The 15211-nt window shown below is 75.5% G+C and carries 6 protein-coding genes; all 6 read left to right on the plus strand.

The genetic code is table 11. From position 1 onward, the window contains the following. The first annotated feature begins 44 nt into the window (after positions 1–44). The 6 genes from ACZ6X9_RS30215 to ACZ6X9_RS30240 all read left to right on the plus strand — a co-directional run bounded on the left by ACZ6X9_RS30215 (position 45) and on the right by ACZ6X9_RS30240 (position 15105). The gene (locus ACZ6X9_RS30215) at positions 45–3152 is read left to right on the plus strand and encodes a non-ribosomal peptide synthetase (RefSeq protein WP_469781198.1); all 3108 of its coding nucleotides are present in this window, start codon (positions 45–47) and stop codon (positions 3150–3152) included. Then, on the plus strand, positions 3149–4306 hold the full coding sequence (locus ACZ6X9_RS30220; protein WP_469781199.1) for an acyl-CoA dehydrogenase family protein: 1158 nt from the start codon (positions 3149–3151) through the stop codon (positions 4304–4306). Before ACZ6X9_RS30215 ends, ACZ6X9_RS30220 begins: the two co-directional genes overlap by 4 nt. A gap of 64 nt (positions 4307–4370) precedes the next feature. Next, positions 4371–8369, plus strand: coding sequence for an amino acid adenylation domain-containing protein (locus ACZ6X9_RS30225; RefSeq protein WP_469781200.1), 3999 nt, complete (start codon positions 4371–4373; stop codon positions 8367–8369). Further along, complete coding sequence (locus tag ACZ6X9_RS30230; protein WP_469781201.1) at positions 8366–10993, plus strand: condensation domain-containing protein; 2628 nt, start codon at positions 8366–8368, stop codon at positions 10991–10993. The genes ACZ6X9_RS30225 and ACZ6X9_RS30230 overlap by 4 nt, the downstream gene beginning before the upstream one ends. 317 nt (positions 10994–11310) lie before the next feature. After that, the gene (locus ACZ6X9_RS30235; RefSeq protein ID WP_469781202.1) at positions 11311–12717 is read left to right on the plus strand and encodes a family 2B encapsulin nanocompartment shell protein; all 1407 of its coding nucleotides are present in this window, start codon (positions 11311–11313) and stop codon (positions 12715–12717) included. Positions 12718–12909: 192 nt separating this feature from the next. Further along, positions 12910–15105 carry a terpene synthase family protein gene (locus ACZ6X9_RS30240; RefSeq protein ID WP_469781203.1) on the plus strand — a complete coding sequence of 732 codons (2196 nt, stop codon included), beginning with the start codon at positions 12910–12912 and terminating at the stop codon, positions 15103–15105. The last annotated feature ends 106 nt before the right edge of the window (positions 15106–15211 follow it).

Consider the following 15211-nt stretch of genomic DNA (forward strand, 5'->3'; position numbering starts at 1 on the left):
CTTCCCGTCCCGCCTCATCCCCCACCCCTACGGAAAGGCAGACCGTGTTCCCGCTCTCCACCTCGCAGGAGATCGTGTGGCTGCACGAGCAGATGCTCCCCGGCAGCCGCGCCTACAACTTCACCGCCTCCCTCGACCTCCGCGGCGACCTCGACGAAGACGCCCTGCGGGCCGGCCTCGCCGCCGTCCTGGACCGGCACCCGGGGCTGCGCCTGGAACTCGTGGAGACGTCCGCGGGCCTGCCCGGGCAGCGGATCAGGGAGAGTTGTCCGCCACGCCTGCGGACCGTCGATCTGAGCGGCGAGGAGGATCCCGAGGCCGCGTTCGCCCGGCTGCTGCGCACCGAGGCGGAGACGCCGCTGGACGTGCACGAGGCGCCGCTGCTGCGCTGGACCCTGGCCCGGCTCGGCGACGGCCGCCACCGGCTCGTCCACGTCGAGCACCATCTCGTGCACGACGGGCACTCGTTCGCGATCCTGCTGCGCGACCTGTTCACCGTCTACCGGGCGCGGGTGCTCGGTGAGCCCGTCGTCCTGCCCGAGGCCCCGTCGTACGCCGAGCACGTGGCGGCGACCACCGGGCCGGGCCGCGACGAGCGGCGGGCGGCCGGGCTGGCGCACTGGCGGCGGGAGCTGGACGGCGCCACCTTCGACCTGCCGCTGCCCGGTCTCGCCCGGCCGGGCGTCCGGCGCCGGCACGCGGGGGCGCAGTTGCGGCAGACGGTCGAGCCGGAGCTGGCCGAGCGGCTGCGGCAGCACAGCCGGGCCCAGGGCCACACCCCGTTCTCGACGCTGCTGGGCCTCTTCGCGGAGCTGCTGCGGCGGTACAGCGGGCGGACGGACCTGGTGGTCGGCACGGCGGTCGGCAACCGTCCGGCGGGCTTCGAGCAGACCGTCGGCATGTTCGTGAACACCATCCCGCTGCGCCTCCGACTGGACCCGGAAGCGAGCGCCGGCGAGCTGGTGGACGAGGTCACCGACGGGCTGATCCGGGCGCTGCCGCACCAGGACATGCCGGTGCAGGTGCTGACGCGCGAGCTGGGGCTGCACACGTCGGGCGCGGACAACCCGCTGTTCGACGTGATGTTCAGCGCGCACGACGCGGTGCTGCCGGAGACCGAGGTACCGGGTCTGGACGTGTCGCTGTTCGAGGGCTTCAACACCGGGACGACCCGCTTCGACCTGGACCTGGTGCTGATCCCGGACGACCGGCGCGTGGTCGGCCCGCAGTCGGGGGCCGGCGGGATGACGCTGGTGTGGGACTACGACCGGGACCTGTTCGACGAGGAGACCGCCCGGCTCCTCGCCGACCGCTTCCTGAGCCTGGTCCGCGCCTACCTGGACGCGCCGACGGCACCGGCCGCCGCGCTCGACCCGGAGCCGGCGCCCGGGACCGCGGCCGTCCCGGCGGGCGACGCCGGGGACGTGCTGGACCCGCTCGCCCGGCACGGCGCCGGCCGCGTCGCCCTGCTCAGCGGCGCCCGCAAGCTCACCTACGGTGAACTGCACAGCATGACCGACGAGTTGGCGGGGCGGCTGACGGCCGCCGGGGTGCGCCGCGGGCAGCCGGTGGCGGCGGTCCTGCCGCGCGGCGTGCACAGCGTGGTGACGCTGCTGGCCTGCCTCCGGACGGGCGCGGTGTACTGCCCGCTCTCCCCCAACGACCCGGCGGACCGGCTGGAGACGCTGCTGCGCCGGCTGCGTCCGGCACTCGTGCTGACCGACCGGGAGAGCGCCCTGTCGCTCCCCGCCGAGGGGCTGCCGCTGGCCCTGCTGGACGGCCCGGACTTCCCGGCGGCCGAGCCCGCCGAGCCGCTGGCGGACGCGGCGTACGTCATCCACACCTCGGGCTCCACGGGCCTGCCGAAGGCCGTGGTGGTCGGCCGGGCCGCGCTGGCCCACCACGCGCGGGTGACGGCGGAGCGGTACGCCTTGTCGCCGGAGGACCGGGTGCTGGTCTTCGCCCAGCCGTCGTTCGACGTGGCGCTGGAGGAGGTGCTGCCGTCGCTGCTGGCCGGCTGCTGCCTGGTGCTGCCGCAGCGCGAGGTGCCGACGGCGGCGGAGCTGGTCGCCGTCCTCGCCTCGCGGCGGGTGACGGTGGCGAACCTGCCGACGAGCTATCTCCTGGCCACCCGCGCCGAGTTGACGGAGGCGCTGCGGGACGGCATGTGGGAGCCGCGGCTGCTGGTGGCGGGCGGCGAGCGGCTGCCCGCCGCGGCGCTGAGCGAGCTGCTGGCCGCGACGGACGCGCCGCTGCTCAACGCGTACGGGGTGACCGAGGCGACGATCACGTCCACCGTGCACGAGGTGTCCCGCGACGGCCTGGCGGAGACCGTGGAGGTGCCGCTGGGCACCGCCCTGCCGGGCGTCGGCGTGCACGTGCTGGGCGCGGGCCTGCGCCCGCTGCCCGCCGGGGCGGTCGGCCAACTGGCGGTGTCCGGGGCGGCGCTGGCCGAGGGCTACCTGGGGAACAAGGAGGCGACCGAGGCCCGGTTCGTCCACGTGCCCGCGCTCGGCGGCGAGCGCGTCTACCTCACCGGCGACCTGGGCTTCACCGGCCGGGACGGGCTGGTGCGGTTCCTCGGCCGGCACGACAACCAGATCAAGCTGCGCGGCTACCGCATCGAGCTGGAGGAGATCGAGGCCGCCGCGTCGGCCGAGCTCGGCGGCCGGTCCTGCGCGGTGGTGCTGGGCCGCTCGGCGGCCGGTCCCTGCCTGGTCGGGTTCCTCGACGGCGGCGCGGAGCCGGACCAGGTGGCACTGCACCGGGCGCTGTCCGGGCGGCTGCCGGCCGCGCTGGTCCCGTCCCGCTGGATCCGACTGGAGTCGATGCCGCTGCTGTCCGGGGGCAAGCCGGACCGGGCGGCACTGGCCCGGCTCGCCGAGACCGCCGAGGAGACCGCCCCGGAGGAGCCGGAGAGCCCGGCCGACCCGGCCGTCGCGCTGCTGGCCGAGGGCTGGCGGGAGGTGCTGGGGCACGACCGGTTCACCCCGTCGTCCCACTTCTTCCAGGTCGGCGGCCATTCCCTGCTCGCGGCACAGCTCGCGGCGTGGCTGGAGCCCCGGCTGGGCGGCCGTCCGCCGCTGCGGGTCCTGTTCCAGAACCCGGTCCTGTCCGAGCAGGCGCACGCGGTGACGGAGGCCGTCCGATGAGCACCTCCCCGTCGTCGGTCCTGGAGGCCGGCCACCGCGAGATCGTCGATTCGTTCGCCTCGTTCGTCCGCCGGGAACTGGTGCCGCTGGCGGCCGAGCTGCCGGAGAGCGGTGACCTGCCCCCGGCCGAGATGCGGGCGTACGTCCGGCGGCGGTCGGCGAAGCTGGGCTTCTACGCCGCCGACCACCCGGAGGAACTGGGCGGTGCCGACATGCCGTTCACCGCCGTGGTGCAGTTGCACCACGCGGCGGGGAGCAGCGGCTGCCCGCTGGCGCCGTACGCGCTGGCCGGCTCCGACGGGCCCAGTCCGCTGCTGCGGCAGGGCACGCCCGAGCAGATCGAGCGGTATCTGAAGCCGCTGGTGCGCGGGGAGGCGACGCGCTGCCTGGCGCTGACCGAGCCCAACGCCGGGTCCGACGCCTTCCGGCTGACGAGCACGGCCACCCGGCGGGACGACGGCGGCTGGGCGCTGTCCGGCCGCAAGACGTTCGTCAGCAACGCCGGGCACGCGGACTTCGCGATCGTGGTGGCCCAGGCCGAGGCCGGGCCGACGGCGTTCATCGTCCCGATGGACCACCCGCGGCTCCGGATCGGCCAGCGCTACGCCGGCATGTCGGGCGAGGAACTGTACGAACTGATTCTCGACGACGCGGAGTTGCCGGCCGACGCGGTCGTCGGCGGCGAGCCGGGGATCGGCGCGGCGCTGGGCCACGGCATCGACAGCCTGTCCCGGGGCCGGCTGGTGGTGGCCGCGATGTGCAACGGCATCGCCGAGTACGCGCTGCGGCTCGGCGTCGAGTACGCCCGCGAGCGGCGGGCGTTCGGCGAGCGCATCGGCGCCTACCAGCACGTCCAGGAGCACCTGGTGACCAGCCGTGCCGAGGTCGAGGCGGCCAAGCTGCTGACGCTGGCCTGCGCCCGGCTGGTGGACGACGGCGTGGAGGCGCCGGAGAACGCCGCGCTGGCGAAACTCACCGCCTCCGAGACGGCCGTCCGCGTGGTGGACCGCGCGCTGCGCGTGCACGGCGCCACGGGCTGGGTGCGCGGGCATCCGCTGGAGTTCCTGTACCGGTACGTCCGGATGATGACGATCATCGAGGGCACCTCGGAGATCCAGAAGGTGATCGTCGCCCGGGCCATGGGGCTGGGCTGACCCTGCGGTCCGGCCTCCCCATCGAACACTTCGTGCCGAACTCTTCGTGCCAACCGAGGACATCATGACCACTGCATCTGTCGCGTACGGCGCCGAGCGCGCCGAGCGCGGGCCGGACGACGTCCTGGCCCGCTTCGCGGACCGGGTCCTGCGCGACCCGTCCGCCCCCGCCGTCGAGGACGGCGACCTGACCTGGACCTACGCCGAACTGGACGCCCTGGCCGACCGGACCGCCGACGCGCTGCGCGACCGGGTGCGGCCGGGGGACCTGGTCGGCGTCTGCCTGGACCGCTCCGCCGCTCTGGTCGCGACGGCCGTCGCGCTGGCCAGGCTGGGCGCCGTCTACCTGCCGCTGGGGCCGCGCCCCGGCGAGCGGCGGCTGGCGGCCGTCTGGGACGTGCTCCGGGTGACCTGCCTGGTCGGCACCGCCGACGCGCTGCCGGAGGCCGCCCGCGCGGCCGGCACGCTCCCGCTGCCGCTCCCCGCCGGCGGCGCCAACGTCTCCGGGGAGCCCGTAGCGGCGTTCCCCGCCTCCCCCGCCGGAACCCGGCGCGGCGCACCCGAGGGCACCCTGTACGCGGTCCTCACCTCGGGCACCACCGGCGTGCCGAAGGCCGTGGCGGTGAGCTCCGCGGCGCTGGCCGCGCGGCTGGACTGGTACACCGGGCGCACCGGCTGCGGGCCGGGCGACCGGCACAGCCTGCTGATCGGCGTGGCCTTCGACCCGCACCTGATGGACCTGTGGGCGGGCCTGACGTCCGGGGCCACGCTGAGCGTCGCGCCGGACGACGTGCGCTGGGACCCGCAGGCGCTCACCGACTGGTGGCGCCGGGCCGGGGTGACGGTGACGATCCTGCCCACCCCGCTGGCGGAGCTCGTCCTGGAGCGCCCCTGGCCGCGCGACCTGCCGCTGCGGCACCTGAGCACCGGCGGCGACCGGCTGCGCCGCGTCCCCGGCCCGGACGTCACCGCGCGCGTGGACAACAACTACGGCCCGGCCGAGGCGACCGTCCTGGTGACGGCCCACGCCCTGAACGGCGCCGACGCGTCCGCCCCGCCGCCCATCGGCACGCCGCTGCCGGGCGTCGTCGCGTGTGTGACCGACGCCGACGGGCAGGTGGTGCCGCACGGCGAACCGGGCGAGCTGCGGGTCGGGGGCGACGGGCTGGCGATCGGCTACCTGGACCCGGAGCTGACCGCGCGGCGCTTCGTACCGCCGCCGGCCGGGGTGACGGGCACCGACCGGGTGTACCGCACCGGGGACCGGGTGCGGATGCGGCCGGACGGGGTGCTGGAGTTCCTGGGCCGGCTGGACGCCCAGCTCAAGGTGCGCGGAGTGCGCGTCGAACCGGCCGAGGTGGAGGCGGCGTTCGAACGGGACGCGCGCGTGCTGCGCACGGTCGTCGCGGCGGACACCTCCGCCGGGGGCGGCGTCAGGCTCGTCGCCTTCGTCCGGCCGGCGCCCGGAACGGCCGCTCCCGCGGCGGACGAGCTGCTGGCCGCGGTGCGCGGCTGGCTGCCGGAGCAGGCGGTGCCGTCGGCGGTCCGGTTCGTGGACGCCTTCCCGGTGGACGCGAACGGCAAGGTGGACCGCGAGGCGCTGGCGGCCGGGCGGCGTGACGGCGAGCCGGAGGCGCCGGCGCCCGCCGTGCCGTCCTCCACCGAGGACCTGGTCGTCGGCCTGTGCCGCGAGTTGCTGGGCCGCCCCGACCTCACACCGGACGCCAACTTCCTCGCCTCGGGCGGCGATTCGCTGACCGCCGCACGCCTGCTGACCACCCTGGAAGAACGCTGCGGCATCCGCCTCCGAGCACCGGAGGTCCTGCGCCAACCGGACCTGCGGGCATTGGCGGCGCTGCTGGACGCGCGGCGGGGCACGCCGCCCGCGCCGTCGGCGGCACCGGCCGCGGAACCGGCGGGAGAGCACCCGGGTGAGGCGACGGACCGCACGACCGAGGACCTGGTCGTCGGCCTCTGCCGCGAGCTGCTGGGCCGCCCCGACCTCACACCGGACGCCAACTTCCTCGCCTCGGGCGGCGATTCACTGACCGCCGCACGCCTGCTGACCACCCTGGAAGAACACTGCGGCATCCGCCTCCGAGCACCGGAGGTCCTGCGCCAACCGGACCTGCGGGCACTGGCGGCACTGCTGGACGCGCGGCGGGGGACGGCGTCGGCGGCGGGAGCAGCGGCGGCCGAGGGCACGGCCGAGGCGGCGAACCGTCCGGCGGAGGCCGTGTCCCGCCCCGGCGGCGTCCTCGGCCGCGTCCTGGCGCACGCCGGCGGCACGCCGTCCGCTCTCGCCGTGCGGGACGGTGACGACACCCTCACCTACGCCGAACTGACCGACGCCGCCCGGCGGCTGGCCGGGGTGCTGCGCGCCCGGGGCGTCGGCCGGGGCGACGCGGTCGGCGTCCTGCTGCCGCACTCGACCGGCGTCGCGGTGGCCCAGCTCGCCGTCTGGTGGGCCGGCGGCCACTACGTGCCGCTGGACGCGGCGTACCCGCGTGCCCGGGTCGCGGCCATGCTGGCGGACGCCGGGGTGGTCCTCACGGTGGGCCGCAAGGACCTCCTGGAGGCGGCCGGGGTGCCGGCCGGCCGGGCGCTGGCCGTCTCGGCGGGCGGAGCCGCGGACGAGGCCGCGCCGGGCGCGGGGCGGGAGCTGCCGGAGCCCGCCGGGTACGAGGCGGACGCCGTCGCGTACACCATGTTCACCTCCGGCTCGACCGGTCGGCCCAAGGCCGTGGCGATCCCGCACCGGGCCGTGGCGGAACTGGTGACCGGGCCGGAGTTCCTCACGGTCACCCCGCGCGACCGGGTCCTTTTCCACTCCCCGCTCGCCTTCGACGCCTCGCCGTTCGAGCTGTGGACGGCGCTGGCCAACGGCGCCGCCGCCGTGGTGTCCACCGCGGACCGCGAGTCGCTGGAGAACCTGGCCCGGGACGTGGAGCGGCTCGGCGCCACGGTGGCCCTGTTCACCACGGCCCTCTTCCACCACCTCGCGGCGCGCGGCTCCTCGGTCTTCGGCGTGCTCCGGAGCGTGATCGTCGGTGGCGAGGCGCTGTCCGGCCGGCTCGCCCAGGCCGTGCTGCGCCGCCACCCGTGGCTGGAGCTGGTCAACGGCTACGGGCCCACCGAGGCCACCAGCTTCGCGACCGCCCACCGGGTGCTCCCGGCGGACGGCGAGGAGCCACCGCCCATCGGCCGGCCGGTCGCCGGGGCGACGGCGCACGTCCGGGACGAGCACGGCGCGCCGGTGCCCGCCGGCGTCCGGGGCGAGCTGTGGCTCGGCGGTTCCCGGCTGGCCCTGGGCTACCTGGGGCAGCCGGAGCGCACCGCCGAGGTGTTCGTCGACGATCCCGCGCACGGCCGGCTCTACCGGACCGGTGACCTGGTGTCGGCCCGCCCCGACGGGACGCTGGAGTTCCACGGCCGGCTGGACGACCAGGTGAAGGTGCGCGGCTACCGGATCGAGCCGGGCGAGATCGAGCACGCGCTGCGCTCGCACGCCGGGGTCGCGGACGCGGCGGTGACGGTCCTGCGGCCGGACGCGTCCGGCAGCTCCCCCTCGGTGGACGCGCGGCTCGCCGCCTTCGTCGTCCCCGCCGACGGCGGCCGGCCGTCGCCCGCGGCGCTCCGCGAGCACCTGGCCGGGCTGCTGCCCGCCCACATGGTGCCCTCGGCCTGGTCGCTGGTGGACCGGCTGCCGGTGACGGCCAACGGGAAGGTCGACCGGGCCGCGCTCGCCGGACTGCCCCTGGCCGGACCCGCCGCGACGGCGGACCGGCCGGCCCGCGCGCTGACGCCTCTTCAGGAGGCGGTGGCGGCGGCCTGGAGCCGTGCCCTGGACCACGAGGTCACCGACCCGGACGCCGACTTCCTCGCGCTGGGCGGCCACTCGCTGCTCGCGCTGGGCGTCGTGGACGACCTCCGCGAGGACCTGGGGGTGGAGCTGTCGCTCGCCGCGTTCTTCGCCGCCCCCACGGTGGCGGGCCAGGCCGAGCTGGTGGAACGGGAACTGGCCGCCGCCTTCGGCCCGGACGAGACGGAGACCGGCCGGTGACCGCCGCCCGAAACGCCGCCCAGGCCATCGCCCGCCAGGAGGAGCTCCTGCGCAGGGCCCGCCGCCGCGCCGCCGGTGCCCGCCCGTCCCCCGGCCCCGCGCCGGCGGACACCGGCCCGGCTCCCCTCTCGCACGCTCAGCACCGCATGTGGCTGATGGAACGGCTGGGGCACACGGGCGCGCTGTACAACGTGCCGTTCGCCACCCGCGTGCGGGGCCCCTTCGACCGTGAGGCGTTCACCCGGGCACTCGCCTGGCTGGTGGACCGGCACGAGGTGCTGCGCACTTGCTACCGGCGGACCGACGGCGAGCCGTACCAGGAGGTGCTGCCGCCCGCGCCGGTGCCCGTGCCGGTGGTGGAGGCCGCCGCGGGCGCGGCCGGTCCGCTGCTGCGCGAGGAGGCGGAGCGCCCCTTCGACCTCGCCGAGGGCCCGGTCCTGCGCGCGCTGCTGCTCCGGCACGCGCCGGAGGACCACACGATTCTGCTCACGATGCATCACATCGCGGTCGACGGAGGCGCGTTGGAGATCATCGCGCGCGAACTCGGCGACCGGTACCGGGCGGTCGTGGAGGGCCGCCCGGACGCCCCGGTGGACGCGGCGCCGCGCTACACCGACTTCGCCCGGCGCGAGCGGTCCACGCCGCCGGACGAGGAGGGGACCGCGTACTGGACCCGGCGGCTCGCGGGGGCCCGGCCGCCCGCGCTGCCCGGGCCCGCCGGCGGCACCCCCGGCGCCCGGGGCGAGGGACGCCTCCTCACCACCCTGCTGCCGACGGGCACCGTCGAGGGGTTGCGGGAGACCGGCCGCGCGCACCGGGCCACCCTGTTCACGGTCGTGCTCGCCGCCGCCTTCGGTTCCCTGCTGGAGGCGACCGGACAGGACGACCTGGTCGTCGGCTGCGCCAGCGGCCACCGCGACCGGGCCGCCGACCGGAACCTGGTCGGCCTGTGCGTCAACACCCTCCCCGTCCGGCCCGGCCTCTCCGGCGCGACGGACTTCGCCGGGCTGCTGGACCGGGTACGGGACGAGCTGCTGCGGGCCCAGCGCCACCGCCACGTGCCGTTCGACACGATCGTGCGGCGGCTCGACCCGTCCGCCCGGGACGCGGACGGCGGCGCCCTGGTCGGCGTCACGGCGGACGTCGTGTCCGGCCCCCTGGGCCTGCGGCTGCCCGGGGCCGACTGCACCCCGGTCGACGTCCCGCTGGGAACGGCCAAGTTCGGCCTCGGCTTCTATCTGGAGGAGGCCACGGACGAGCGGCCCGCCCGGTGTGTGGTGCAGTACGACACCGGGCGGCTGGACGGCGGGGCCGCGCGCCGGCTCCTCGACGGCTTCACGGGGTTGCTCACCCGCGTGGCCGCGTCCGGGAACGCCGCGCTGCGCCGCGAGGCGGTCCTGCCGGTCCCGCCGGCGGAGGCCCCCGGGGGCGCGCCGGCCGGGTCACCGGAGTCCGCTCCCGTTCCCGGGCCGACGCCCGAGGTGGAGGCGGTGTTCACGGAGCTGCTCGGCGAACGCCCCGGCCCCGACGGGGACTTCTTCCTCCTCGGCGGCCACTCGCTGCTCGCCGTCCGGGTCGCGGAACGGCTGCGCGAGCGCTTCCGCGCCCCGCTCACCGGCCTCGACGTGCTGGAGCACCGCACACCCCGGGCGCTGGCCGCGCTGCTGGAGGAACGGACGGCCCTGCGCGCGGCGGCCCGACCGGCCGCCGGGCGGCGGACGGCCACCCGGACGGGCACCGTCCTGGTCACCGGCGGCACCGGCGGCGTGGGCGCGTTCGTCCTGCGCGAACTCGCCGCCCGGGGCCGACCGGTGCGGGCGCTCGTCCGACCGGAGTCGGCGCACCTCGTGCCGGAGGGACCGGACGTCGAGATCGCCGAGGGCGACCTCACCGACACCGACAGCCTGCGGGCCGCCGTGCGCGGCGTGGACGCCGTCATCCACTCCGCCTGCACCTTCACCTCCCCCGACGTGGACGTGGCGGCGATGCGGGCGCTCCTGGCGGAGCGGCGCCCCGGACCGTTCGTCTTCGTCAGCAGCGTCGACGCCTACGGCTCCCCCTCCGTGGCCGACGTCGCCGAGGGCGCGCCCTCGGCGGAGCCGCTGAGCGCCTACGGGCGCGGCAAGCTCGACTGCGAGCGACTGTTGCTTGAGGCCGCCGGCCCCCGGGGCGGGGCGAGCGTCGTCCGGGCGCCCATCGTCTGGGGCGATCACCCGCGGCTGCGCGACCAGTTGCGCTGGGGCGCGACCGGTGAGCTCTACCAGGCGGCGCTGGCGGGCGGCCCGGTCGTCCTGCCGGCCGCCGGGGCCGTGCCCGCCTCGGGTGACGACTGGGCGGGCGCGCCGTGGGTCCACGCGGCCTCGCTGGCCCGGGCGTTGGCGCACTGCGCGGAACGGCCCGTCGACGGGGTGGTGAACGCGATCGGCGGCCATGTGGCGTGGGCCGAGTTCGCGGAGGAGCTCGTCCGGCTCCTGGGCACGGAGGCCCCCGTCGTCACCCCGGACGCTTCGGCGCCCGGGCTGCGCCACCGGCACCGGTACCGGGCGGAGGCGCTGGCCGAACTCCTCGTCGAGCGGCGCGGGGAGGGGTGGCGGGAGGTGCTCGGCGCGATGCTGCGGGGCTGACGCCGGGGGGTGCCCCGCTCCCACCCCTTCGCCGTTTCCCGGGGCTCCGCCCCCAGACCCCTGAACCCGCGCTCCGCGCGGTTGTCCTCGAATGCCGGACGGGCTTGATGGCGCGCCCGGGCGCGCCATCAAGCCCGTCCGGGGACACCCCCCGGCAAACCACGCACCGTAACCTCGAACACCCCTCTCGAAACTGCCACCGTAATCTCACTCCCTTGTGTGAGGATAAGACCACTCTCCGCGTTGGAAGCCTTCCTCCAGGCACACTCATGCCGACATCGGCGCACCACCGCCATGCAAACCGGGAAGGCACGCACATGTCCGTAGGCGAAGAGATCCGCACCGAAGAAGGCCGTCCGCAGCAGAGCCTCGGAACGGCCGCGGCGCGGAATCTGGCCACGACCACCAAGTCCGAGCCGCAGATGCAGGAGATCACCTCCCGCTGGCTCCTCAAGATGCTGCCGTGGACCCAGGTGCAGGGTGGTACCTACCGGGTGAACCGGCGGCTCACCTTCACGGTCGGCGACGGCCGGGTCACGTTCGTCAAGACGGGAGACCGCGTCGAGGTCATCCCGGCCGAGCTCGGCGAACTGGCGGTGCTGCACGGCTACGAGGACACGGAGGTGCTCACCGAGCTCGCCCGCCGCTGCGAGCAGCGTGAGTACGGGCCGGGCGACCTCCTGGCCACGAAGGGGCAGCCCGTCGACGGGGTGGTGCTGCTCGCGCACGGCCGGGTGGAGAAGATCGGCCCGGGCCCGTACGGCGACGACGCGGTGCTCGGCGTGCTCGCCGACGGGGACCACTTCGGCGCGGACTGCCTGCTCGCCTCGGACGGCACCTGGGAGTACACGGCCCGCGCCGCGACGGCCTGTACGGTCCTGGTGCTGCCGAAGCTCGCCTTCGACCAGGCGGTGGAGCGCTCGGAGTCGCTCCGGAACCACGTCGAGCGCATGCGGTCGCTGCCGGCCCAGCGGACCAACAAGTACGGCGAGAAGGAGATCGAACTCCGGGCCGGCCACCGCGGCGAGGCCGACATCCCGGCGACGTTCGTCGACTACGAGGCGCACCCGCGCGAGTACGAACTGAGCGTGGCACAGACCGTGCTGCGCATCCACACGCGCGTCGCCGACCTGTACAACCAGCCGATGAACCAGATGGAGCAGCAGCTCCGGCTCACGGTCGAGGCGCTGAAGGAGCGCCAGGAGCACGAGCTGATCAACAACCGGGAGTTCGGGCTCCTCAACAACTGCGAGTACGACCAGCGGCTCCAGCCGCACGACGGCGTGCCCAGCCCCGACGACCTGGACGAGCTGCTCAGCCGCCGCCGGGGCTCGAAGCTGTTCCTGGCCCACCCGAAGGCCATCGCGGCGATCGGGCGCGAGTTCAACAAGCGCGGGCTGGTGCCCGAGACGATCGACCTGGGCGGCCACCGCATCCCGACCTGGCGCGGGGTGCCCATCTTCCCGTGCAACAAGATTCCGGTCACCGAGGCGCGGACGACGTCGATCATCTGTATGCGTACCGGCGAGGCCGAGCAGGGCGTCATCGGGCTGCGGCAGGCCGGCATCCCGGACGAGATCGAGCCGAGCCTGTCGGTGCGGTTCATGGGCATCAACGAGCAGGCGGTCATGTCGTACCTGGTGACGGCGTACTACTCGGCGGCCGTGCTGGTGCCGGACGCGCTGGGGGTGCTGGAGAACGTCGAGATCGGCCGGTGGCGCTGACCGCCGGCGTCCCGGGGGCGCGGGGGCCCGTGTCCCCGGGCCCCGCCCGGTGACGTGCCGGACCGCCGGCGACCGTTCCGGGTGCCGTCCGTCCCGCGTCCCGGCCGAGGAACCGCCGTCGGCCGCCCGGCCCGTCGGCATCAGGAAAGCGCCGGCCGCCGCCATGGCGCGGACCGGACGAGGAGTCTCGCAGTGACCCAGCCCTTCACCCTGCCCGCCTTCTACATGAATCACCCCGCCCGGCTCAATCCCCATCTGGAGGAGGCACGCGCCCACGCACGGGAGTGGGCCCGGGGAATGGGCATGCTGGAGGGGTCGGGCGTGTGGGACCAGGCGGACCTCGACGCGCACGACTACGCGCTGCTCTGCGCCTACACCCATCCCGACTGCGACGGCCCGGCGCTGTCGCTGGTCACCGACTGGTACGTGTGGGTGTTCTTCTTCGACGACCACTTCCTGGAGCTGTTCAAGCGGACGCAGGACCGCGAGGGCGGCCGGGCCTACCTGGACCGGCTCCCGGCGTTCATGCCCATGGACCCCGGCGCCGCCGTGCCGGAACCGACGCATCCGGTGGAGGCGGGCCTGGCCGACCTCTGGGCCCGGACCGTCCCCCACATGTCGGACGGCTGGCGGGCCCGGTTCGCGGAGAGCACCCGCAACCTGCTCAACGAGTCGCTCTGGGAGCTGTCCAACATCAACGAGGGGCGGATCGCCAACCCGGTCGAGTACATCGAGATGCGCCGCAAGGTGGGCGGCGCGCCCTGGTCGGCGGGGCTGGTGGAGTACGCGGCCGACGCCGAGGTGCCCCCGTCCGTGGCGGGTTCGCGCCCGCTGCGGGTGCTGTCGGACACCTTCGCCGACGCGGTGCACCTGCGCAACGACCTGTTCTCGTACCAGCGCGAGGTCGAGGACGAGGGCGAGCTTTCCAACGGGGTCCTGGTGCTGGAGACCTTCCTGGGCTGTGGGACGCAGGAGGCCGCGGAGTCCGTCAACGACCTGCTGACGTCGCGGATGCAGCAGTTCGAGCACACGGTCGTCACCGAACTCCCGTCCCTCTTCGTGGAGTACGGGCTGTCCCCGGACGAGTGCCGGACCGTGCTCGCCTACGCCAAGGGGCTCCAGGACTGGCAGTCCGGCGGCCACGAGTGGCACATGCGCTCCAGCCGCTACATGAACAAGGAGGCCGCGCCTTCTCCGCTGCCCGGCCCCACCGGGCCCGGCACGTCCGGCCTCGACCTGAAGCACCTGTTCGCGGCGACGGGCGCGCAGCGCCTCCGCGCCCACACCCACGTCCCCCACCAGCACGTCGGCCCGTCCGAACTCCCCGCTTTCGACGTCCCGTTCACCCTGCGGCTGAGCCCGCATCTCGACCGCGCCCGGCCCCGCACCGTCGAGTGGGCCCGGGACATGGGCATGCTCGCCCCGCAGCCGGGCGTCCCGGCGTCGCACATCTGGGACGAGCGCAAGCTGTACGGGTACGACTTCCCGCTGTGCGCGGCGGGCCTGCACCCGGACGCCACGCCCGAGGAACTGGACCTGGCCTCCCGGTGGCTGACCTGGGGCACGTACGGCGACGACTACTACCCCGTGGTCTTCGGCCGCCCCCGCGACCTGGTGGGCGCCAGGCTCTGCCACGAGCGGCTGCTCGCCCTGATGCCGCTCGACCTGACGGCGGTCACCGCGCCGCTGAACGCCCTGGAACGCGGCCTCGCCGACCTGTGGGAGACCACCGCCGGGGCGATGGACGCCGCGGGCCGCTCCCAACTGCGGGACGCCATCGAGGTGATGTGCGAGAGCTGGCTGTGGGAGCTGCGGAACCAGGCCGAGCACCGCGTCCCCGAGCCGGTCGACTACATCGAGATGCGCCGCGCCACCTTCGGCTCCGACCTCACCATCGCGCTCTGCCGCGTCGGCCACGGGCGCGCGGTGCCGGACGAGGTGTACCGCAGCGGCACGGTCCGCTCGCTGGAGAACGCGGCGATCGACTACGCGACGCTGCTCAACGACGTGTTCTCGTACCAGAAGGAGATCGAGTACGAGGGCGAGGTGCACAACGCCGTCCTGGTGGTGCAGACGTTCTTCGGCTGCGACCGCCGGGCGGCGCTCGGCATCGTGGACGATCTGATGCGCGGCCGGATGAGCCAGTTCCGGCACGTGGCCACGCAGGAGCTGCCGGTGCTGTACGAGGACGCCGGCCTGGGGGCGGAGGCGCGGGCGGCGCTGGAGGGCTATGTGAAGGAGCTGGAGAACTGGCTGGCGGGGATCCTCAACTGGCACCGGGGGTGCCGGCGGTACCGCCAGGAGGACCTGGAGCGCAATTTCCGGTTCCTGCCGGTGGCGGAGCCGTCCGCGTTCCTGCCCGCCGTCCCCTGGGGGGCGTCCCGGTGACCACCGGCGGGGGGGGGGCCGGCGGCACCCCCGGGGCGCCCCCCCCCCCGGCGGCCACCCCCGCCACCAAGCCCCACCGAACCGGCCACCCCGGCCAGGGGGGCGC

This window comes from Streptomyces sp. NPDC052910, from assembly GCF_055585605.1.

Bases quoted from the DNA above. Each gene is read 5' to 3' on its own strand.
- ACZ6X9_RS30220 (WP_469781199.1), top strand. From the start codon at position 3,149: ATGAGCACCTCCCCGTCGTCGGTCCTGGAGGCCGGCCACCGCGAGATC.
- ACZ6X9_RS30225 (WP_469781200.1), top strand. From the start codon at position 4,371: ATGACCACTGCATCTGTCGCGTACGGCGCCGAGCGCGCCGAGCGCGGG.
- ACZ6X9_RS30235 (WP_469781202.1), top strand. From the start codon at position 11,311: ATGTCCGTAGGCGAAGAGATCCGCACCGAAGAAGGCCGTCCGCAGCAG.